This is a genomic window from Halorussus salinus (genome assembly GCF_004765815.2).
Classification (GTDB): Archaea; Halobacteriota; Halobacteria; order Halobacteriales; family Haladaptataceae; genus Halorussus; species Halorussus salinus.
In genome coordinates this window covers 715,323-737,472 of record NZ_ML974128.1, presented here as the reverse complement: position 1 = coordinate 737,472, position 22,150 = coordinate 715,323, and the positions used below count along the sequence as shown (strand labels likewise).

Below are 22,150 nucleotides of genomic sequence, written 5' to 3'. Positions count from 1 at the left end.
ACTCTGCTAGGTGTTACCAATAGACGCTGCGGGAAGACGGACGACGAAGCAGACGACGGTTACTCCTCTTCTTCGGTCTCCTCCTCGGAGTTCACGCGCTTCTGGACGTTGACCTGATAGTGTTTCAGGATGTCACGACCTAGCAGGACCGGGTACTCCATGTGGCCGCGGTCCTCGATGCTCGCGGTCACGGTGTGTCGGTTGCCGCCGACGCCGACTACCACGTCCACGACCGGCCGGGAGCGACTCGACTTGCTGGACCCCGACTTGACCTTGGCGATGGACTTGATGGGTCCGGCACCGATTTGAGCCGCGAGTTTGGTGTCGATGCTGGTCCGAGTCGCGCCCGTGTCGGACTTGGCGAGGACCGTCTCCGAGCCGCTGGTCCCGCTGAGGATGACCTCCTCGGTGTAGCCGATGACGATGGGTTCGCCCGACCCCGTCTCCTTGGGCATCGGTTTACAGGCGGGCACCGAGTCGTCCAGCGTGGCCGACAGGTCCCGCACTTTGCCTTCGTCTACCGTGCCGCCAGCGCGCTCGATGGCGAGTTGGGCGATGTAGGGCGCGGCGCTCTTGCCGGTCGCTTTGTAGAGTCCCTTGAAGCCCGCAGTCGGGTTGACTTCGAGGACGTACCAGCCGTCGTGGCCCTCGATGAGGTCCACGCCCGCGTAGTCGAGGCCGATGACTTCCGAGGCCTCGCGGGCGATGTCCGCCACCTCGCGCGGGAGGTTGTCGGATGCGTCCTCCACGTCGCCGCCCAACGCCACGTTCGTCCGCCAGTCGTTCTCGGGCGCGTAGCGGTTCATCGCGCCGACGATGCGGTCGCCGACCACGTACACGCGCAGGTCGCGGTGGCGGGTGTCGTCGCGCTCGATGAGTTCCTGCAGGAAGGCTTGGCGGTCGCCGACCCGAGGGTTGACGAGTTCGTCCGGCCCGACCTTCCACGTCCCGCCGCCGTGGGTCCCGATCGCGGTCTTGTAGACGGCCTCGTCGCCGAAGTCGTCCCGGCCGTCGTTGAGGCGGTCGTTCGACAGCGCCATCAGCGCGTCGGGGACCGGAATCCCCGCGTCGGCCAGTGCAGTCGCGGTAGAGAATTTGTGGATGGCGGTCATCACCGAACTCGGGTCGTTGAGAACGGGCAACACCGAGTCGTATATCTTCGCGAGACCGACGGCCTCCGAGGGCTGTTCGGTGTTCGAGAGCAACAGCCGATTCGCCACCGCGTCCACGTCGGGTTCGAGTTCGACCGACCCGTCTTCGAGTTTGATGGCCGTGTTCTCCTCGCGAAGCCAGAACGGTTCGTGACCGAGGTCCTCGATAGCGTTCAGAATCGCCTTGGTTTCTTTGCTGTTGTGAAGACTGAGTACACCGACCCGCACACCTGAACCGTCAGCAGTCATTTGTAGTAACGTATTGAACCCGGCGACTTAAAAAGGCGAACATCGGTCGCCGACGTACCGACTGCCGCGCCTTTATATAGGCCGGGGACCGAGTGAGGGGCATGACCGGTTCGGAGGCTGACCCGGATGCGTTTACGTACAACGGCGGAATCGTCGAGCCGGGTGAGACCCAGAACGTGCGGTACGGCATCAGCGAGACGTATCTGGGCGACCCGGTTCGCATCCCCGTCACCATCGTCAACGGGGCCGAACCGGGACCGACGGTGTTCCTCTCGGCCGCGGCCCACGGCGACGAACTCAACGGCATCGAAGTGGTCCGAGAGGTCGCTCACGGCTGGAACCACGACGACCTCTGTGGCACGCTGGTCTGTATGCCCGTCCTGAACGTCCCCGGCTTTCTCGCACAGGAGCGTTACCTCCCTATCTACGACCGGGACCTCAACCGGTCGTTCCCCGGTCGGCAGGGTTCGACCAGCGCGAAGCGGATGGCCCACCAGATATTCCGGAACTTCGTCGCGCCCTGCGACATCGGGTTGGATTTTCATACGTCCACGCGCGGGCGCACGAACATGTTGCACGTCCGCGCGGACACGGCCGACCCCGAGGTCGCCAGACTCGCCAAGGCGTTCGGCTCGAACGTCATCATCTCGTCGGAGGGACCCTCGGGCACCCTCCGCCGCGAGGCGACCGACTACGGCATCCCGACCATCACCATCGAGATGGGCGAGGCCCACCGGTTCCAGCGGGAGTTCATCGACCGCGGACTCGAAGGCGTCGAGAGCGTCCTCTCGGAGTACGGTGCCCACCGTACCGAGTCGGTGAAGTGGCCGGGCTGGCGGACCGTCATCGACGACGCCAAGGAGAAGACGTGGATTCGGGCCGACGCGGGCGGTCTGGTCGATATGCACCACGACCGCGGGTCGCTGGTCTACGAGGGTGACACCATCTGCACCATCACCAACCCGTTCAAGACCGACCGAGAGCCGGTCGAAGCGCCGTTCACCGGCTTGCTGGTCGGCGTCTTGGAGAACCCGGTCGTCTATCCGGGCAACCCGCTCTGTCACATGGTCGAACTCTCGGCGAAGACCCGCAAGGCGCTCAAGCGCGAGCGCGCCCGGAGCGAGTCCGTCGAGAACACGCCGACGCCAGCGAGTCCGAGTCGGCGGTGAATCTCTGATTTTGTAGTCGCACCGCCGGGATAGGATAAAATCCACGGCGAGAAAAAGACAGAACGAACCGAGTTGATTAGTTCCGTACGAAAACCCAGCGATTCGCTCCAACACGTATATTTCCGACCGAATAGACGTGTCGCTCTGGTGGAAACCGTGTGTTCGAGTCACAAGCAGAAGTCACTGGGAGACGTACTCGACCGCCGAGGAGACCTCCTGAATCGACTGGTCGAGGAGCCAACGAACAAGCGCGAACTGGTCGAGCGCCTCGACTGCTCGCGCTCGACGGTCGATAGGAGCGTCCGAGAACTCGAATCGTACGACCTCGTGGCCTACGACGAGGGCCAGTATCGAGCGACGACCTTCGGCCGACTCGCCGCGGCGGAGTACCGGCGCTTCGAGCGGCGACTTACCACGATACATCGGCTCAAACCCGCGCTGGAGTGGCTTCCCGTCGAGGAGTTCGACCTCGACCTCGGCTGTCTCGCCGACGCGACGGTGGTGGTCTCGACGCCCGAAGACCCCTACGCGCCCGCCAACTACCACGCCGACGCGGTGGCCGAATCCGACCGGTTCCGGGGTCTCCTCCCCGCGGTCGGACTCAACCAGATGGAGACGGCGACCGAGGCGGTCGGCGACGGCCAGCGCCAGACGCTCGTGGTCGAGCGCGAGGTCGCCGAAAAGCTCCGTGAGAAACCCCACTACGCCGAGAAAGTCGAGGAGTTGCTGGCGTCCGGCGACGTGGGGCTGTTCGTCTACGACGGCCCGATTCCGTACTTTCTGGGCATCTACGACGAGGTCGTTCACGTCGGGGTCGAGGACGACGACGGGATTCCCCGCGCATTGGTCGAGTCCGACGCGCCCGAACTGCGCGAGTGGGCCGAATCGACCTACGCCGACTACCGGCGGACGGCCCGCGAGTTCGACCGCGTGCGGTCGGCCTGATAGGGATTATCGTAGCAAGTCATAGAGTCTCGCTACAGATTTCAGCGTAATCGAGCGACAACACCTGCATTCTGGCTGATGAATCTCCGCAGTTCTACGATAATCCCTATGAGCTCCGGACATGTTCGCCGGGAAATCGAGCGCCGAGGCCCCGAGACTGGCGGCAGGTAGAAACTTCTATTTGCCCACAGTCCAACCTCCCGAACGGACAAGTATGAGTCAATCGTACAATCGAGGCCTCGTCGAAGACTTCGGCCGGTGGCGGGAGTTCACGGCCGGGATGTGGGCCTGGATATTCCACAAGTTCACCGGGTGGGTACTCGTCGGCTACCTGTTCACGCACATCGCCGTGCTGAGTACCGCAACTGCCGGTGCGAGCGCGTACACGGACACGCTTCAGGGGCTCGAAAGCCTGCTCGTGGTCCGGGTTCTGGAGGTCGGCCTGCTGGCGGTGGCCGTCTTCCACATCCTCAACGGGGTCCGCCTGCTGTTCGTGGACCTCGGACTCGGACTCGAATCGCAGGACAAGAGCTTCTACGCATCACTCGTCGTCACGGGCGTCATCGTACTGGCGAGTATCCCGACGTTCTTGGAGGGAGCGTTCTAATGGCCGAACGCTACTCGTCGTTCCAAAGCGGGAGCGCGTCGTGGCTCCTCCAGCGAGTCACGGCCGCGTTCCTCGTCGTAGTGTTGGCGTTCCACTTCTTCCTCCTGCACTTCCTGAACCACGCCTCGGAGGTAACGTTCGCCCAGACGACCGCCCGCATGGACCAGTGGGGCTATCTCGTCACGATGGTCCTATTCCTGTGGACCGGGACGTTCCACGGCGTCAACGGCGTCTACGCCGCACTGCTGAATCAGGGCCTGACGGGCACCAAGAAGACCGCAGTCAAGGGCCTCCTCGTCGTCGCCGGTCTCGCGCTGGCGGCGCAAGGGACCTACCTCGCGCTCGTCATGAACGGAATGGTGTAATCATGAGCACGCAAGTACCAGAAGAGAAAGAACAGACCGAGACCGAACAGGAGGTCAACGCCGAGACCGAGGCCGAGATTACCGAGAGCGCTTCGTACGGCGACCAACGCCGCGCCGACCGGGACGCCCAACGCCAGCAGTCGGTGTCGGGCGCGCCCGCCGACATCGAGGGCGAGTCGTTCCAGCTGAAGGTGTTCCGCTACGACCCCGAGGTCGAAGGGAAGATGGAACCGCGCTTCGACGACTTCGCCATCCCGAAGGAGAAGGGGATGACGGTCCTCGACGCGCTCATCTACGCCCGCGACCGCTACGACACCACGCTGACGTTCCGACACTCCTGTCGGCAGGCGGTCTGTGGTTCCGACGCGCTGTTCATCAACGGTCGCCAGCGCCTCGGCTGCCAGACCCAGATTTCGGACCTCGAAGCGCCGGTCCGGGTCGAGCCGTTGCCCCACCAAGACGTGGTGAAGGACCTCGTCGTGGACATGGAACACTTCTACGACCAGATGCACGCGGTCGAGCCGTTCTTCCAGCCCGAGGAGGACCCGGATGGCGACCTCGAAGAGTACCGACAGACGCGGGAGAACCGCGAGAAGATCAAGATGTCCACTCGGTGTATCTGGTGCGGTGCCTGCATGTCGTCGTGTAACGTCGCGGCCGGGGACAACCAGTATCTCGGTCCGGCGGCCATCAACAAGGCCTACCGCTTCGCGATGGACGAGCGGGAGGGCGAGAACATGAAGGAACACCGGCTGAACGTGATGGACCAAGAACACGGCGTCTGGCGGTGCCAGACCCAGTTCTCCTGCACGAACGTCTGTCCGAAAGACATCCCGCTGACCGAGCATATCCAAGAACTCAAGCGAGAGGCGGTCAAGCAGAACCTCAAGTTCTGGTAGCTCGAACACTACATTACAAACTATGCACGAACACGACGTTCTGGTAATCGGCGGCGGCGGTGCCGGGCTTCGAGCGGCCATCGCGGCCCACGAGGAGGGCGCGGACGTGGCTATCGTCACCAAGCTCCACCCCGTGCGGAGCCACACCGGCGCGGCCGAAGGCGGTATCAACGCGGCGATTCGCGAGGGCGACGACTGGGAACTCCACGCCTACGACACGATGAAGGGGTCGGACTACCTCGGCGACGCCCCGGCAATCGAGACCCTCGCGCAGGACAGCCCCGAGGAGACGGTCCAACTCGAACACTGGGGGATGCCGTTCTCCCGCGAGGACGACGGCCGCGTCTCCCAGCGACCGTTCGGCGGACTCTCCTTCCCGCGGACGACCTACGCCGGTGCCGAGACCGGCCACCACCTGCTCCACGTCATGTACGAGCAGGTCGTCAAGCGCGGGATTCAGGTGTACGACGAGTGGTACGTCTCGAACCTCGCGGTCACGGACCACGACGACCCCGACGAGCGGGAGTGTCACGGCGTCGTCGCCTACGACATCAAGACCGGCGCGGTCGAGGGCTTCAAGGCCCGAAACGGCGTCATCCTCGCCACCGGCGGCACCGGACAGGTGTACGACCACACGACCAACGCGGTCGCCAACACCGGCGACGGCGCGGCGATGGCCTACCGAGCGGGCGTCCCGCTCGAAGACATGGAGTTCGTCCAGTTCCACCCGACCACGCTCCCCTCGACGGGGGTCCTTATCTCCGAGGGCGTCCGGGGAGAGGGCGGCATCCTCTACAATTCGGAGGGCGAGCGGTTCATGTTCGAGTACGGCTACGCCAACAACGCCGGGGAACTGGCCTCCCGCGACGTGGTGTCGCGCGCGGAACTCACCGAGGTCAACTCCGGCCGCGGCGTCGAGGACGAGTACGTCTATCTCGACATGCGCCACCTCGGCGAGGAGCGCATCACCGACCGACTGGAGAACATCCTCCACCTCGCGCGGGACTTCGAGGGCGTGGACGGCCTCGAAGAGCCGATGCCGGTCAAGCCCGGCCAGCACTACGAGATGGGCGGCATCGAGACCGACGAGAACGGCGAGACGCTCATCGACGGTCTCTACGCCGCGGGCGAGTGTGCCTGCGTCTCGGTCCACGGGTCGAACCGACTCGGCGGTAACGCCCTGCCGGAACTCATCGTCTTCGGCGCGCGCGCCGGTCGCCACGCCGCGGGCGCGGACCTCGGCGAGGCCGAGATTACGAAGGGCAAGACCGCGGAAATCGAGGAGGAAGACGGTCTGGACACGCCCGTCGAACCGGGCGCGGTGCCCTCCGGCGACGACGAGGCCGTGGCCGACGGCGGCGACGACGTGGCCGCTGACGGCGGCGCGGCGGTCGTAGAACCCGACGAGACGGTCCGCCGCGCCGTCGAGCGCGAGCGCACTCGCATCGAGGAGCTGATGGAGAAAGACGAGGGCGTCAAGCACTCGGACCTCCGGGCGGACCTCCAGCAGTCGATGACCGAGAACGTCAACGTCTTCCGGAACGAGGAGGGCCTGAAGCAGGCGCTCGAAGACATCCGAGAGGTCCGGGAGGCCTACCAAGACGTGTACGTCAACGACCCCTCGCGCACGTTCAACACCGACCTCATCCACACCATCGAGACGCGCAACCTCATCGACCTCGCGGAGGCCATCACGCTCGGCGCGCTGGCCCGCGACGAGTTCCGCGGTGCCCACTGGCGACAGGAGCATCAGGAGCGCAAGGACGACGAGTGGCTCAAGCACACGATGCTGTCGTGGAACGACGGCACGCCGGAACTGTGGTACAAACCGGTCATCCTCGACGGCGAGGACAAGACCTACGAGCCGAAAGAACGCTCGTACTGAGCGACTTTTTCGTTTCTCCCGGCTTCGTTCTCCGATAGCTCGGAGTAGCGACTCTCCGACCCGGCGTGCGGTGGTGGTGCCGTGCAATGCGGTGTTGTGTGGTGGCGGTGCCGTGCAGTGTGGTGGCGGTGCCGTGCAGTGTGGTGGCGATACCGTGCGGTGGCGGTGCCGTGCAGTGTGGTGGCGATACCGTGCGGTGGCGGTGCCGTGTGGGAGACGCCTCGGTGTCGGCAGTCGCTCGGGTGCCGTGCGGTCGCTTTCCGCCGTCTTCGACCGATTTCCAGCGGACCCGACCGACGGGACGACCGTCGGCGAAGACGGCGGAGACGCGGCCCAGACGTAGCACAGCCCTCTCGGGGTAGTCGGACTGGCGGTCCCGCGGCGCGCCCTCGCCCGGAACCGCGCGAAACGTCCGGTCGAGGGTCGTCCCGGCATCGTATTTCAAATCTCGGCCGGGGTACCGAACGCCGAGAGAGAAAGTCCGCCTGTTGTGCTTATCCCGCCAATCCGAGCGCCGCGAGGAGGTCGATGCCCGCGTCGAGGTACTCGACCGCCTTGTAGCCGAGATAGACGCCGACGATGCCGACCAGACCGGGGAGTTCGGGCGGCGCGGGGAGCGGAATACCGAGGAAGGTGAACAGCGCGCCCGTCAGAAAGCCCGTCAACAGCGCGAGGAGCGTGAGTGTCAGGTTCATCGGTCGCGTCGTTGGGAGAGGACCGAGAAGGCAGTTCTGATTCGGGGCGAGACTCGTCCGGTCGAGACACGTCCCGTGGCGCGTCGCCGAGCGGTCGCTGGCGCTCGACGCGCGGCGGAACACGGCTACGCGGTCGAAAGCGGTTACGCGACCGGATTAGAAGGAGGGCGGTCGGCGCATTAGCGCCACTGCGAGAGCGTGCGGGACTCCTCGAAGGGCATCGCCAGATACGCCTCGTCGTTCGACACGTCGGCGATGACCGACGTGCGCTCGTCGTCGGTGTCGTCCACGGCGAACATGACTTCGCCGTCTTCGAACGATTCGTCCAGTTCTGCGGTGGGGAGTGTCCAACTCAGGGTAAATCACCGAAGTTTCGTCTTCGTGGTTCTATTTTAGACGCGAGAGGGTCTTTAGTATACACGACCATCCCACCCGTAACGGGAGGTTACGCGCTCCGTACCGGCGCAAAACGGAACGAAACGAAAAGTTACTGCTGGCTAACGACTCGTCTCAGCCGCGGCGTCGGACCGCGACCAGCGCGGCGGCCACGAGTGCCACCAGCGTCACGGCCACGCCGAATCCGGGCACGCCGCCGTCGGCGTCGGTCGTCGTCGTCTCGGTCGCCCGCTGGCTCTGGGCGGCGACCTCGACCTGCACGTCTCTCGTCACCGTCGCGCCGTACTCGTCTTCCACGACGACGGTGACCGTCTGCGTTCCGGGCGACCCGAAGCTGTGTTCGACCGACGTGCCGGTCACTTCGCCGTCGCCGAACTGCCACGTCACTGTCACGTCGCCCACGTCGTCGGAGACGGTCGCGGCAAAGCTTCCGGCCTCGCCGACCGTCACGGCGTCGGGCGTCCGGACCTCGACTTCGGGCCGGTCGTTGACGACCAGCGTCTTCGTCGCGGTGTCACGGAGTCCGTGGTCGTCCGTGACCGTCAGGTTCACCGTGCGCTCGCCCGGCGAGTCGAACGCGAGCGTCGCGGTCTCGCCGGTCGCGGACTGCCCGCCGACCGACCACTCGTAGGCCGCCACGCTCCCGTTCTCGGCGGTCGAACCGCTCGCGGAGAGTTCGACCGACTCGCCGACCGGCACCGCGGTCTTCGCGTCGATGGTCGCCGAGGGCGCGGGCACGCTCGTCACCGCCAGCGTGCCGGTGCCCATCACGTCCGCCGCGAGGAGGGCGGTGCCGTTCTCGTCGGCGACGACGCTGGTCGCCAGTAGCGACCACCCCTCCGCGGTCTTCTTGGCGACGCGCACGTCCGAGAGTTCTGCCTCGACTGCGCTCTTCTGGACCGCGAATTCGACCGTGGCGGAGCCGTTAGCCAGCGCCGTGGGACCGTCCATCTCGACCGCGTAGAGGGCGTCGCCCGGCGGCACGAGGTCGGTCGCGTCGGTGCGTTCCGCGACCGCGAGGACGCCGGAGACGTTCGAGTCGGCGAGCGTGACCGCCCGCACGGGCGACTCGTCGAAGGTCACGGTCGTCCCGGTCTCGTTCGCGTCGGCGTCCTCGATGGCGGCCACCGCGGGGCCGCCGATGCGGACGACCCACCCATCGCGGCTCTCGCCGTAGCTGGTCGATTCGCCGACCGCGAGGTAGCCGCCGTCGTGGCCCTCGACGACCGGCCAGAACTTGTCCCAGTAGCTGTCGCCGTAGGTCCGCGCCCAGTCGCGCTTCCCGTCGGCGTCGGTCTTGAGAACCCACCCGTCAGCGCCCGCGTCGCCGAGGACGTGCTTGGCCCCCGAGAGGACGTAGCCGCCGTCGGGGTCGTTGTGGATGCCGTAGAAGGCGTCGCCGCGGTCGGTGCCGAAGGTTCGGTCCCACGCCATCTCGCCCTCGCCGTCTATCTTGAGCATCCAGCCGTCCTGTTCGCCCGCGCCGTCGCTCGCGGTCCGGCCCGCGAGGAGGTAGCCGCCGTCGGAGGCGACCGTCGCGTCGTGAACCCGGTCGTAGCCCGCGCCGCCGTAGGTCTCGCTCCACTCGCGGTCGCCGTCGCCGTTCACTTTCAGCACCCACGCGTCGGCGGGGTCGGTCCGGTCGCTCGTCGTGGTTCCGGTCATCAGGAGGTCGCCGCCGTCGGTCACGAAGATGGAGTTGACGTACTCGTCGGTGTTCGAGCGCGGCGTGTCGTAGGTCTCGCTCCAGACCGTCTCGCCGCCCTCGGTCAGTTCCATCGTCCACGCCTCCGCGTCGCCCCACCGTTCACTGAAGCCCGAGACGTAGATTCTGTCGCCGGACTTCGCCAGCGACCAGAACTCGTCGGGACCCTCCTCGCCGTAGGTCTTCGACCACCGTTTCTGGCCGTCGGGGCCGACCTTCAGTAGCCAGCCGTCCCACGCGTCGCCCGAGTCCTCTGCAGACATCCCGGCCAGTAGATAGCCGTCCTCGACTCGCTCCACGTCGAAGATGCGGTCCACGCCGGAGTCGCCGTAGCTTCGCTCCCACTTCGTCCCGCCCGCGCGGTCGAGCATCGCGACGTAGCCGTCGTGGGGCCCGTCGGTCGAACTGTTCGACCAGCCGACGACGAGGTAGCCGCCGTCCACTTTCAGGCCGGTCGCCAGTTTGTCGTCGTCGCCGCCGCCGACCGTCTGTGACCATCGCTCGGACGGACCGGGGGCGTTCCCGGCCCCGTCGGGCGCGATGGCACTCGCGTCCGTTGTTGCCGTGTCCGCGAGTTCCGCGTCCGCGGCTCCGACCGAACCGACCGCCGGTGCCGCCACGAGGAGCGCGGCGAAGACCGCGGCGAACACTGTTCGTTTCACGACTCGTTCCCCGTCGAGAATCGTTGTTTCGCGTTTCGAGAGCATAGTATCGGACCGTCGTCCCGGTATCCGGGATTATCGCTGTCCGCTCCGGATAGAGAGCGCCGAAGCGAACGTTACTCCACATATATTCGCGTTCGGGTCTTTGTTATGCGCGAGCTGAGACGTTCGCAAGGGCGACCTGCGCCGATTCCGCCGAACCGACCGAACCGGAAACAGAGAGCGCGAAACCGCTATTCGGAAATCGAACGTCGAAGTAATCGCGGCTTACCGTCTGACACTCGGGAGATAACAAAGTGCCAATCCGACATTGGAGTCGGGTAATGAGTCGTCGAACCAGCTTCGAGTATCCCCGACCCGACGAGGAGGCCGCGTCGGTCGAACGATGAGTCACGAAACCCCCGCCGACAGGTGGCGAAATCGACTCGCGCGTCCCGCGCCCGCGGCGGACTTGCTGGCGGTCGTCGGGTACGTCGCGCTCGCGGTGGTCGTCCTCTCCCAACCCGGCGTCTACGGGACGGCGCTGGCGGCCGCCGTGGGACTGCCGCTGTTGTTCTTCGCGCCGGGCTACGCGCTGGTCTCGGCGCTGTTCCCCGGCGCGACGCCCGACGACGCCCGGACCGACCCGACGCTCGCCGAGGTGCGCCAGCACGGCCTCTCTGGCGGCGAACGCCTCGCGCTCGGCTTCGGCGTCAGCCTCGCGCTCCTCCCGCTTTTCGCGGTGGCGCTCGCGGTCTCGCCGTGGTCCATCGCGCCCGCGAGCGTCCTCCTCTCGGTCGCGGTCGCGACCGTCGTCTTCGCGGTCGTCGGCGGGGTGCGGCGACTCCGCCGCCCCGCGGACCGCCGGTTCTCGCTCCCGGTTCGGGCGTGGCTCGGCGACGCCAAGCGGTCGGTCTCGACCGGCCCGGCGTCGGACCGCGCCCTGAACGTCGGCCTCGCGCTCGGCGTCCTGCTGGCGGTCGGGGCGATGGGCTACGCCGTCGCCGCGCCCGGACCCGGCCAGCAGTACACCGGCGTCGCGCTCCTCTCGCAGAACGAGACGGGCCAACTCGTCGCGGACGACTACCCGAGTAACTTCACTCGCGGCGAGAGCAGGCCGCTGGTCGTGGAACTGACCAACCACGAGGGCGAGCGGACCGACTACTCGGTGGTGGTCGAACTCCAGCGCGTCCGGGGTAGCGACGGTAGCGCGCCGAAGGTGGTCCAAGACCAGCAGGTGGCGACGTTCACGCCGACCGTGAGCGCGGGCCAGTCGTGGCGGACCACCCACGAGGTCACGCCGACGATGACCGGCGAGAACCTGCGACTGACCTATCTCGTCTACGAGGGCGACCCGCCCCAGAACCCGACGACCGAGAACGCCTACCGCCACGTCCACGTCTGGGTGAACGTCAGCGCGTGACCGGGGTATCCGAGCATCGCTGCGTGACCGGAGTGTCCGAGTATCACCGCCTGACCGGGGCGTCCGAGCATCGCCGCGTGACCGAGGAGGGCCGGGGGTAAGCGACGATGTGGCCGTGGGAACACCTCGCGGTCGGCTATCTGGGCTACTCGCTGGCGCTCCGACTCGCGGGCCGAGGAGCGCCCCGACCGTGGCCCGTCGTCGCGCTCGCGGTCGGGACGCAGTTCCCCGACCTCGTGGACAAGCCGCTCTCGTGGACGCTCGGCGTCCTGCCCTCGGGCCACTCGCTGGCTCACTCGCTGTTCGCCGCGCTCCCGCTGGCGGCGCTGGCAGTGACGGTGGGCGTCGCGCTCGACCGGTGGCGGGACGGGACGACCCCCGACCGGCGGCGCGACGGAGACGCGCTCGACGGGGGTCGAACCGGCGCGGCGTTCGCGTTCGGCTACCTCTCCCACCTGCCGGGCGACGCGTTCTACCCGCTCCTCGTGGGCGGCCCGCCGAACTACGACTTCCTGTTCTGGCCGGTCGTGGCGGTCCCGTCGGCCGAGACCGGCGTCGGGTTCGCCGAGATGGTCCGGACGCTGTTCGCCCGGTACGTCGAGCGACTGGCCCGCGGAGAGGTGTCGCCGTATCTGGCGGTCGAACTCGGCTTGCTCGCGTCGGTAGTCGCGCTGTGGGTCGCCGACGGCCTGCCGCCGCTCCGGTGGCTCTGGTCGCGGATTCGCGTCGGGCGGCCCGCCGAGGAGTCCCGGTGACGCCGACGCAAACCCGGAAAGCGGGACCTGCCTTCGTCGTAGGTCGAACATAACAATACTCCGAAACGACGGAGGAGGTGACGTGACCGACGACGAGCGTTCGGCGACGAGACGCGCGTACCTCCGGACCGCCGGGACCGTCGCGGCGGTCGGCGCGCTCGCGGGGTGTGGCGGGCGCGACCGCGGGCCGACGACGCGCACCTCGACCGACACGACCGACGTGACGCCGGGCGACGGGACCGCGACCAGCGACGGTACCCCGACCGGTGACGGGACCGCGACCGGCGACGGGACCGACACGCCGACGCCGAGCGAACTGGTCGAGCGCCGCGGCTACGAGACGGTCGTGAACGTCGCGGACGCGAGCGTGAACGCCGACGACGCCGAGGAGATGGAGGCGTTCGTCGAGGAGCGCGCGGGCGACGACACCCTGTTGTACTTCCCGCCGGGGCGCTACCGGCTCGCGGAGTGGCGCGCGACGGAGTACCGAAACCTCGGGATAGTCGGCGACGACGCGGTTCTGGAAGCGCCCAGAGACGTGAACTACTGGCTGAAGTGGGCCGGGTTGGACGACCTCCTCTTCGAGGGGTTCACCATCGACTGCCGGGCCGACGGCGTCGCGCCCATCGCCCGCGTCGGCGTCGCGGGCGGGACCAGCGCGGTCCGGGACGTGACGGTTCGCGGGCACCGCCACGCTCCTCGGAACGGGTTCGAGATAGAAGTCACCGACCCCGACGGCGAGTTGACGTTCGAGAACGTCGCGCTCCCCGACGGCTCGACCACCGGCCACGCGATGTACGTCTTTCCCGCGAGCGCCGGGACGCTGACCTTCCGGAACTGCCGCATCGAGGACTGGCACGAGGGGCTGTACGCCGCGTACCACCGCGGCCCGCTCCGACTCCTCGGCGGCTACTACGCCAACAACGGCATCGAGCAGGTCCGGGTCGGCGGCGGGACCAGCGGCGCGCTCGTTCGCGGTGTGACCGTTCGCGTGGACGACCCCAAGCGACCCAAACACAAGCCGAACATGCGCGGCATCTGGGCCGAGGAGGGCGCGAGCGCCCGCATCGTGGACTGCGACGTGGCCATCACCGACCTGACCGGAACCTACAGTTCGGGCGGCATCGTCGTCGGAACCCAGTTCGGCGAGGTGACCGTAGAGAACACCGAGGTCCGAATCGACACCGACACTTACGCCCTCAGCCTCCGGAACCCCATCGACAGCATGTCGGGCCAGACCATCCCGAGCATGGACCGCCTCCCGAAGCGCACGCGCGTCACCGCCCGGAACGTCCGCATCTCGGGCGAGGCGACGACCGGCACCGCGGTCCGGGCGGTCCGGCGCGACGACTGTCGCTTCGAGCGGGTCTGCATCCAGCACGGCGGCTCGCGCGACGGCATCGCGGTCGAGAACGCGGACGGGTGTGCGGTCCGGAACTCGACCATCGACGTGGGCGGCGAGGCCATCCGGAGCGAGGAGGCCAGCGTGACCACGCGGGGCGTCCGCACCAGCGGGTCGTGTCGAGCGCGGACGACTCGAAACTAACTTCGTCTTTCTTTGCTACGGCTCGACAGTCGGGAGACATTGGCGAGTATTGCTCTCCGGGGTAGGCTTTTGCGCCCGCGCACCGAGGAGGCCGTATGCCCCGCGTCGCACTCATCGCTCACGACGACGAGAAGCCCGAGATGATCGACCTCGCCACCGAGTACGAGTCGTTGCTCGCGACGTTCGACCTCGTGGCGACCGGCACGACCGGCCAGCGCATCGCCGACGAGACCGGCCTCGAAGTCGAACGCAAGAAGTCGGGTCGCATCGGCGGCGACACGCAAATCGGCGCGGAGGTCGTCGAGGACCGCATCGACGGCATCGTCTTCCTGCGGGACCCGCTGACCGCCCAGCCTCACGAACCGGACATCGCCGCGCTGTTGCGGCTCTGTGACGTTCACGACGTGGCGATGGCGACGACGCGCTCGTCGGCGGAATACCTCCTCGACGGTCTCGCGGCCGAGGTCGGTGAAACGGTCTAGTTTTTCGGAGCCGCTGGAGAGTCGGGGTCCGGTCTTTCGGAGTCACCGGGAAGTCGGGGTCTGGTCTTTCGGAGTCACTGGGGAGTCGGACTTGAGAACAATCGCTGGAACCGGCTCGTGACTGGCGGCTCTCTGACCGGAGATTCGACGGCACTGCATTCACAGCACGCGGCCGCACTGCACTTACAGCACCGCGACCGCAGTGCTTCGAGACCGTACCGGGACCGTAACCACAACTGCGCCGCTAACTGATGCCGACTCGAAGGAGTCTTCTGCACGGCACCGCCCAGCACCGCCCCACAACAGCCTCAGACCGCCCCAACCGCCTGCGTTGTCTGCGAACGACGTTCGCAGATCGGCGAGGCGCGTCACGTCTCGCAAGCCTCGGTCGCTTCGCTCCACTGCGCTACTCAGCCCTCGCGCGTGTGGGCGCGGCCTCACCGGGTGAGGCCGCGCCAGCACGCGCCGGGTGGAAAAGTGTGCTGAGTCGAAAAGTGTGCCGGGTCGAAAAGTACACCGACTCTGGCAAGTCACTGGCCGAACCCGCGACAAACCGGCGTTCTCGTCCGAAATCCGGCGCGTCAGATGTAGCCGAGGTCTTCGAGTCGCCGCTCGACCGACCCGTCGGCGGGGTCGCCGTCGTCCGAGTCGCCGTCGCCCCGGTTGCTCCCGAACGGAACGTCGCCGTAGTCGCGGCGGGAAGCGGAGTCGGCAAGCAAGCCGTCGGGGACCTCGCCGGTCATCCGCGCGGGCACGTCGAGACCGGCGGCGGCCATCGCGACGGGAGCCACGTCGGTCAGCGAGAGCGCGCCGGGGCGCGAGTCGTCGGCGAACGCCGGGCCGTCGGCGAGAAACACGCCGTCGCGCTTGTGGTCGTGGGCCTGCGTCGGGACGAACCGCTGGCCGATGAGGTTCGTGCTGAGCGTGTGGTTCATCTCGGTCGGCATGAAGAGTACGTCGCAGGCGTCCTCGGTGTACGGGCCGTCGTAGACCTCCTCGCGCCGGGCGACCCACTCGAACACCGGGTCGCCGTCGGGCGTCCGCAGGTCCGAGAGGAGGTCGATCAGTTCGTCGCGGACCTCCTCGTACTCGTCGGGCGCGACGACGCCGGAGGGTTCCCGGCCCGCCAGATTCACCCGGACGCCGAGTTCGACGCTCCGGGTGTAGGCCGTCGAGTTCGCCCAATCGACGCCCTCGCTGGCGGCCGACACCGCCTCGTATGGCAGGGCGCTGGTCAGCGCGTCCCCGACGCCGAGTCTGGTCGCCAGCGAGTAGGCGTCGCCCGGCGTGACCCCGACCGCGCCGAGCGCCGTCGTCGCGGCCGAGACGGCCCGTCCCGTGACGGAAAGGCCGTTCGCGCCGCCCGACCCCGCACTCGCACCGGTTCCGTCGCCTACCGGGTCGCCCGACCCGTCGTCCGCCGCGCCGGTCAGCGTCGCTTTCTCGGTCATCAGGCTCGGCCCCGACGAGTCGGTGGTCGCCTCCACGAACCCGGCGTCCCGGAGGATTTCGTTGAGATAGACCGTGTAGCCGTCCACCTCGCCCATCCCGTGGTCCGAGCAGACGACGACGTTGGCGTCGCCCGCGACTTCGCGCACTCTGCCGAGGACTTCGTCGGCGCGCTCGTAAGCCCGTCGGAACGTCTCGCGGTCGTCGAAGTTGTGAAACACGGTGTCGGTCTTCTGGACCTGCACGACCGCGATTCGCCAGTCGTACTCGGTCAGGAGGTACTCGGCGGCCTCGCCGCGCATCCGAATCAGGTCGAGGTAGCTCTCTCGCTTGCGGTCGTGGTCGTCGCTCGTCTCGGCGTCAGCGTAGATGCGGTACTCGCCGTCGATGGCCGCCGAGAGTTCGCTCCGGATTCCCTCGGGGTAGCCCGCGTCCTCCTCGTGGGCGAGGTATCCCGGCACGAGGAGGCCCGCGACCGGTTCGGCCGGATGGGTCACGGGCACGTTCAGGACCACGGCAGGTTCGTCCAGCGCGGTCAGATAGTTCCACAGCGCGGGCTGGCGGACGCGGTTGCGCGTGACGAGTTCGTCCTCGTCGGGGTAGCCCTCCGTGTGGTCGAAGAAGCCGTAGGTGCCGTGGTGGCTCGGGTCGGTGCCGGTGTACATCGAGGGCCACGCGCTCCCGGTCCACGGCGGGAACGTCGATTCGAGGGGTGCCTCGACGCCCTCGCTCCGCAACCGCTCGAAGTTCGGGAGCGACGACTCGAACTCGTCGAGGTATCTGAAGTCCAGCGCGTCGAAGCCGACGACGACGGTGTTGTGTTTGCTCGACATCGTGTCTCACGGCCGATTCGCTCGACCGACTCGCCAGTCGCTACGTCCTCGCCCGGTATTGTTCCCGGCCGCTTAGTCGCGGGCCACAGAGCCGCTAACGGCCCCCACGACTCGTTAAAATCCGGAGCGACAGGCGGTGCTTGTGGCTAACTCGGCGGAGCGACGCGCTCTCGGTGCGAGAACTAACCGACCGAACGCGCTGGCTGACGTGCGACGAGGAGCGTTACGCCCGACCTGTGTGATTCCGCAGGTCGAGGCTATCGTCGGGCGCTCCGCCTCGGGGAGAAAGGAGACGACCGCTTACCGGAACTTCTTGTAGACGCTCGACAGCGCGTTGGTGACGGCCGTCCCGGTCTCCAGCGCGTAGTACGATCGGAGTTCGGGCGCGAACTTCGCCTTGTAACCACAGAGGCGCTCCTCGTTGGCACCTACGAGGTCGTAGTTCTCGACGCCGCGGTCCATCGCGTCGGTCATGATGGCCCAGTCCACGAGGTCGTTGACCGGCAGGTCGCGGTCGTGTTTCGCGCCGCCCTGCCACCGGTAGACGGTGTCGCCCGCCTCCAGCGCGACCATCCCGCCCGCGAACTCCCCGGCTATCTCGCAGGCGTAGGGCCGGACCGTCCCCTCGGGCAGTCGCTCGTAGAGGTCGGCGACGAATCGCGGCGTCACGCCGTAGCTCTCGTCCTGCTCGTCGTGGCGCGCCCGGACCTGCGAGACGATGGCTCGAATCTCGTCGGTGCCGCCCTCGTAGACCCGATAGTCGCCCTCGGTCCGGATGTTGTTCCGGGCGTCGCTGGAGAAGGACATGAGTACGTCCTCCTCGCCCGGCGTCAGGTCCACCGAGTAGGTGTGGCGCACGTCCACGTCGAAGTCGTTCCACTCGAAGGGCCGCACGTCCCGGAAGCGCGGACCGGACCGGACCTGCGTGTACTTCGGGCGCACTTCGCTCTCTATCCAGTCGAGACAGCCCTGCACGAATCGCTTGGTCCGGCGCTCGCGCTTGCGGCGCTTGAGCTTCCGGTGGTTCAGGAGCGCGGGACCGAGATACGAGACCCACAGCCCCGGCGCTGGCGAGAACGCCATCGACATCCCGCCCTTGCGCTTCTCGAAGACCGGGAAGAGACCGACCGCCTCGTGGCCCTTGTAGCCGACGAGGAGGTGGAGGTCCGCGTCCGCGTGGGTCGCTTGCACCGCGAGCGAGTCCCGATAGTGGAACGGCGTGGTCTGGGGCGACCGCGCTACGAGGTCGTCCCAATCGTGGTGGTCGAAGTCCGCGATACGTCCGATACTGAGTCCTTCCTGCTCGATTGTCACGCTCATATTATTCGAGATAGCCTAAGTCCGCGAGTCGCGCTTCGACGGCCCCGTCGTCGGTCGCTTCCTGCTCGCCAGCGTCGAACGCGGGGTACGATTCGGTGCCGACCGACCCCACCGCCGGGAGGACCGACCCGTCCATCCGGTCGGCCGCCGGAACCCCCATCGTCGCCAGAATCGTCGGTGCCACGTCGAAGAGGTGCGCGCCCGAGAGGTCGGCGCTCGGCGTCGCTCCCTCGCCCGAAATCGCCACGATACCGTCTCGCTTGTGGTTGTAGGGTTCGCTCGGCGGGCCGAACTGGCCGTCGCCGACCCGCGTCGAGAGGAACTCGTCGTACTCGCGCGGAACCGTGATTACGTCGGGAGCCTCCTCGACGTAGGGGCCGGAGAACACCTCCTCGCGCCGGGCGACCTCCTCGAAGACGGGTTTCCCGTCGGGCGTGGTCACGTCCGACAGCACCTCCACGAGGTCGTCGCAGAGCCGGTCGTACTCGTGGTCGGGGACGACGCCCTCGGGTTCGCGGCCCGCCAGATTCACCCGGACGCCCAGTTCGATGCGGTCTCGCATGTACGCTTTCGACTCGGGGAAATCGACCTGCTCGGAGCCAGCGCGGGCCACGTCGGTCGGGACGTGGCGGGCCGCCAACTCCGCGAGACCAACCGCGCCGAGCGCGTTGTAGACTCGCTGGCTGGTGACGCCGACGCTGGCGAGGCCCGTCACCGCTCGCTCGGCGATGCTCGGCGAGTCGTCGGCCTCGTCGCCCGCCTTCCCCGCCGTGCCGTCTTGGAGTTGGTTGTCCGCGATGGTGGACCACGTGGGCATCCCCTCGCCCTCGGTCGTCCTCTCGACCAGTCCCTCGTCGCGGAGGTACTCGTTGGGCCGGAACTCGTGGCCGGTGTACTCGCCCATCCCGTGGTCGCTGGCGACAATGACGGTGTCCGGGTCGCAGGTCTCCAGAATCTCGCCGACCTGCTCGTCCACCGCCTCGTAGACGGTTCGGACTTTCCCGTCGTCGCCGGGGAACTCGTGGAACACGGTGTCGGTCTGCTGGAACTGCACGAAGCCGAACTCGGGGTCGAACCTGTCGGCGAGGTAGCGAAACGCCTCGCCGCGCATCTCGACCAGTCGCTCGTACCACTCGACTTTCGCTCGCTCCTCGGCGTCTCGGGGGGCGTACACGCGGTACTCGCCGATCTCGTCTCGAACCTCGTCCAGCAGTCCCTCGGGGTGACAGTCGGGCTCCTCCGGGGCGGTGTAGCCCGGCACTATCGCGCCGTCGATTTCGCTCGGTGGATGCGTGACCGGGGCGTTCACCACGACGCTCGACTTGCCGTGGTAGTCCAGCAACTCCCAGAGCGTTCGCTCTCGGACGTGGGTCGCGTTCACCACGTCCCAGTCGTAGCCGTCGAAGGTCAGGAACCCGAACACGCCGTGCTTGCCGGGGTTGACGCCGGTGTACAGCGAGGGCCACGCGCTCGGGGTCCACGGCGGAATCTGGGACTCCAGCGGCCCGGCCGCCCCCGACTCGAACACCGACGCCAGATTGGGGAGCGCGCCGGACTCGAACAGCGGGTCGAGGACCGGCCGACACCCCGCGTCCACTCCGACGAGGAGCGTCTCCACGTTCGCCTGCGGGCGGTCAGCCATGTACCGAATCCCAGCGCGCGTTCGGCCTTTGTTATGCGCCGTCTGTCACCCCGAAAACACGTCCTACACCGCGACCGCCCGGTTAAGCTCCCGTTACTACACGGAAATCGAGCGTTTCCGGAATTTCGGACCGTTCCGTTCCGACCGTTTCGCGACCGGCCATAACACTTAAATCATTAATGTCGCATTGAACCGAAGTCGATAGCTTTATGAATGACTGGTTTCGCATTGAGAAATACATGGCACGCGACGATACGGCACGCGACCGCAGTTCGGACGAATCGCTACTCGACCGCCGCTCGTACCTGAAGATGGCCGGAGCGGCAGCGGCAACAGTCGGGGCGGCAGGCGTCTCCGCGAACGCCGCCCAAGGCGCGGAGTACGACACCATCAAGGTCCCCGCGAACAGCCGGAAGGTCATCAAGGTCCGGGCGGGCGAGACGTTCGAGAACAAACTCATCGACATCACGGCCGACGGCGCGCACGTGAAGCTCCTGACCTACGGTAGCGGTTGGACGGTCCGGAACGTCGGCGTCAAGGGCGAGAACAACGACCGGAACGGAACCTACGGCACGTTCTACCTCCGTTGCACCGACGACGGCGAGGCGCTGGCCGAGAACATCTACATGGGCGACGGCGCGGCCGACCGGTGTGGCCACGCGGCGATGTCCGACTGGGACAACCACGGGACGGTGACGATTCGCAACGTCAACATCAGCGGCTGGTCGGCAGACGGGATGTACATGTCCCACTCGGGCGTCTCTCAGAGTCACGGCATGGGCGCGACGCAGGTGGAGAACGCCTACCTGAAGAACAACAACATCGAGAACTGTCGGCTCGGCGCGCCCGGTTGTTACATCAAGGACAGCGTCATCCACGTCGAGAGTCAGGACGCCGTCTCGTCCAACCAGTCCGGACAGGTCAACGCCCGCGGTCTCTGGTTCAAAGAACAGTCCGGAATCAAAGCTATCAACTGCGACATCTCGGTTCAGGGTTCACACGCCGTCTTCGCCAGTGACGGCGGTTCGGGCACGCTAGAGAACTGCCGGGTCGAAGGTCCCATCACCGGACCTGTCGAGGAGGTCAACGTTTCGGGCGACCCGGACCTCACCCCGCCCGCGAGCGTCCCGATGTCGGCCGAGGAGGCCGCCTCGGGCGAAATCGACTCGTCGCAGAACACCTCGTCGCCCGCGAACGAGACGACCACGGGCGACGAGACGACCACGGACGGCGAGACCACGACCGACGACCAATCCGACGACGGGTCCGCGGCCCAACCCGCAGGCACGCTCTTCGAGTTGGTCCCCGCCGACGACGCCTCCAGCGTCAAGTACGAGTTCACCGTCGAGGGAAGCGTCCGCGGTCGCGCGACCGCCCCCGACGGCGGCCACACCGCGGAAGCGGCCGACAGCGTGACCGACAACGGCGACGGCACGGTGACGGTCTCCGGCGTGGCGGGCAACGGCTACGGCGACGCCTTCTACGTGGATGGCGCGATCACCGCGGTGAGTCTGGACGAGAGCGTCTGGACGCTCCGCCTCGGCGGCGACGAAGTCGCGGTGGACGACCTGACGCTCCCGAACAAGCTGGTCATCGACGGAGCCAACCGCCCGCGGCAGGCGGCCGACTACACCTTCGAGGTCAGCGGCGCGGCCCGCAAGAGTACCGAACTCGGCTCCATCCAGAAGAACGACAGCGTTTCGAGCGGCGAGATTACCGGGTCGGTGTTCGGCGGCAAGGACGGCTACCGCTTCTCGGGCGAGATCACCGGCTTCAGCCTCGACGGCCCCGCCAGCGTCCGGGTCGAGGACGGGTCCTGACCCGGCTCGGCCGACGCTCCCCCGATTTCCGACTCGGGACCCTCGCGGTCCCACGTACGGTCCCCGCCGGTCCCACCCCTCCATCGTGGTCCCCGCCACGACTCCCCCGACGACTCCCTCGCAGTTCCCCCGGCTCGTCGCCCTCCCTCGTCCCCTCGTCACGGACCGCGCTC

Annotated in this window: 18 protein-coding genes; 11 read left to right on the top strand and 7 right to left on the bottom strand. The window is 67.2% G+C overall.

Features of this window, described 5'->3' with window-relative positions:
- Nucleotides 1-59: 59 nt before the first annotated feature.
- Nucleotides 60-1,400, bottom strand: coding sequence for an ATP-grasp domain-containing protein (locus EPL00_RS11810; protein ID WP_135852522.1), 1,341 nt, complete (start codon nt 1,398-1,400; stop codon nt 60-62).
- A gap of 101 nt (nt 1,401-1,501) precedes the next feature.
- On the opposite strand from EPL00_RS11810, the gene EPL00_RS11805 reads away from it, so the two are divergent.
- From EPL00_RS11805 to EPL00_RS11780, 6 genes are all read left to right on the top strand, one after another.
- Complete coding sequence (locus EPL00_RS11805) at nt 1,502-2,569, top strand: succinylglutamate desuccinylase/aspartoacylase family protein (protein ID WP_135852523.1); 1,068 nt, start codon at nt 1,502-1,504, stop codon at nt 2,567-2,569.
- 147 nt (nt 2,570-2,716) lie between these two features.
- Nucleotides 2,717-3,514, top strand: coding sequence for a helix-turn-helix transcriptional regulator (locus tag EPL00_RS11800; protein WP_135852524.1), 798 nt, complete (start codon nt 2,717-2,719; stop codon nt 3,512-3,514).
- A 214-nt stretch (nt 3,515-3,728) separates the two neighbouring features.
- The gene (sdhC, locus tag EPL00_RS11795) at nt 3,729-4,121 is read left to right on the top strand and encodes a succinate dehydrogenase, cytochrome b556 subunit (protein ID WP_135852525.1); all 393 of its coding nucleotides are present in this window, start codon (nt 3,729-3,731) and stop codon (nt 4,119-4,121) included.
- Nucleotides 4,121-4,486, top strand: a complete 366-nt coding sequence (locus tag EPL00_RS11790; protein WP_135852526.1) for a succinate dehydrogenase/fumarate reductase transmembrane subunit — start codon at nt 4,121-4,123, stop codon at nt 4,484-4,486. The genes sdhC and EPL00_RS11790 overlap by 1 nt, the downstream gene beginning before the upstream one ends.
- Nucleotides 4,487-4,488: 2 nt before the next feature.
- Nucleotides 4,489-5,385 (top strand): succinate dehydrogenase/fumarate reductase iron-sulfur subunit, encoded by an 897-nt coding sequence (locus EPL00_RS11785; RefSeq protein ID WP_135852527.1) that lies wholly within the window; start codon nt 4,489-4,491, stop codon nt 5,383-5,385.
- 22 nt (nt 5,386-5,407) lie between these two features.
- Nucleotides 5,408-7,270, top strand: coding sequence for an FAD-binding protein (locus EPL00_RS11780; RefSeq protein WP_135852528.1), 1,863 nt, complete (start codon nt 5,408-5,410; stop codon nt 7,268-7,270).
- Nucleotides 7,271-7,764: 494 nt separating this feature from the next.
- On the opposite strand, the gene EPL00_RS11775 is transcribed toward EPL00_RS11780, so the two are convergent.
- The 3 genes from EPL00_RS11775 to EPL00_RS11770 all read right to left on the bottom strand — a co-directional run bounded on the left by EPL00_RS11775 (nt 7,765) and on the right by EPL00_RS11770 (nt 10,728).
- Nucleotides 7,765-7,965, bottom strand: coding sequence for a XapX domain-containing protein (locus EPL00_RS11775; protein ID WP_135852529.1), 201 nt, complete (start codon nt 7,963-7,965; stop codon nt 7,765-7,767).
- Nucleotides 7,966-8,144: 179 nt separating this feature from the next.
- The gene (locus tag EPL00_RS24310; protein ID WP_449405125.1) at nt 8,145-8,294 is read right to left on the bottom strand and encodes a DUF7556 family protein; all 150 of its coding nucleotides are present in this window, start codon (nt 8,292-8,294) and stop codon (nt 8,145-8,147) included.
- A gap of 181 nt (nt 8,295-8,475) precedes the next feature.
- Nucleotides 8,476-10,728: a PKD domain-containing protein gene (locus tag EPL00_RS11770; protein ID WP_135852530.1), complete on the bottom strand. Its 2,253-nt coding sequence runs from the start codon at nt 10,726-10,728 to the stop codon at nt 8,476-8,478.
- Nucleotides 10,729-11,113: 385 nt separating this feature from the next.
- Between EPL00_RS11770 and EPL00_RS11765 the strand changes: the two genes are divergently transcribed.
- From EPL00_RS11765 to EPL00_RS11750, 4 genes are all read left to right on the top strand, one after another.
- Nucleotides 11,114-12,130, top strand: a complete 1,017-nt coding sequence (locus EPL00_RS11765; protein WP_135852531.1) for a DUF1616 domain-containing protein — start codon at nt 11,114-11,116, stop codon at nt 12,128-12,130.
- Nucleotides 12,131-12,237: 107 nt separating this feature from the next.
- Nucleotides 12,238-12,885, top strand: a complete 648-nt coding sequence (locus tag EPL00_RS11760; RefSeq protein ID WP_135852532.1) for a metal-dependent hydrolase — start codon at nt 12,238-12,240, stop codon at nt 12,883-12,885.
- 82 nt (nt 12,886-12,967) lie between these two features.
- Nucleotides 12,968-14,431 carry a hypothetical protein gene (locus EPL00_RS11755; RefSeq protein WP_135852533.1) on the top strand — a complete coding sequence of 488 codons (1,464 nt, stop codon included), beginning with the start codon at nt 12,968-12,970 and terminating at the stop codon, nt 14,429-14,431.
- A 95-nt stretch (nt 14,432-14,526) separates the two neighbouring features.
- The gene (locus EPL00_RS11750) at nt 14,527-14,913 is read left to right on the top strand and encodes a methylglyoxal synthase (RefSeq protein ID WP_135852534.1); all 387 of its coding nucleotides are present in this window, start codon (nt 14,527-14,529) and stop codon (nt 14,911-14,913) included.
- A gap of 581 nt (nt 14,914-15,494) precedes the next feature.
- Here EPL00_RS11750 and EPL00_RS11745 read toward each other — a convergent pair.
- From EPL00_RS11745 to EPL00_RS11735, 3 genes are all read right to left on the bottom strand, one after another.
- Nucleotides 15,495-17,195, bottom strand: coding sequence for an alkaline phosphatase family protein (locus tag EPL00_RS11745; RefSeq protein WP_135852535.1), 1,701 nt, complete (start codon nt 17,193-17,195; stop codon nt 15,495-15,497).
- Nucleotides 17,196-17,495: 300 nt separating this feature from the next.
- Nucleotides 17,496-18,515 (bottom strand): GNAT family N-acetyltransferase, encoded by a 1,020-nt coding sequence (locus tag EPL00_RS11740; protein ID WP_135852536.1) that lies wholly within the window; start codon nt 18,513-18,515, stop codon nt 17,496-17,498.
- 1 nt (nt 18,516) lies between these two features.
- On the bottom strand, nt 18,517-20,157 hold the full coding sequence (locus EPL00_RS11735; RefSeq protein WP_135852537.1) for an alkaline phosphatase family protein: 1,641 nt from the start codon (nt 20,155-20,157) through the stop codon (nt 18,517-18,519).
- Nucleotides 20,158-20,396: 239 nt separating this feature from the next.
- Here EPL00_RS11735 and EPL00_RS11730 point away from each other — a divergent pair, with 239 nt between their 5' ends.
- Nucleotides 20,397-21,977, top strand: a complete 1,581-nt coding sequence (locus tag EPL00_RS11730; RefSeq protein ID WP_162224207.1) for a right-handed parallel beta-helix repeat-containing protein — start codon at nt 20,397-20,399, stop codon at nt 21,975-21,977.
- The last annotated feature ends 173 nt before the right edge of the window (nt 21,978-22,150 follow it).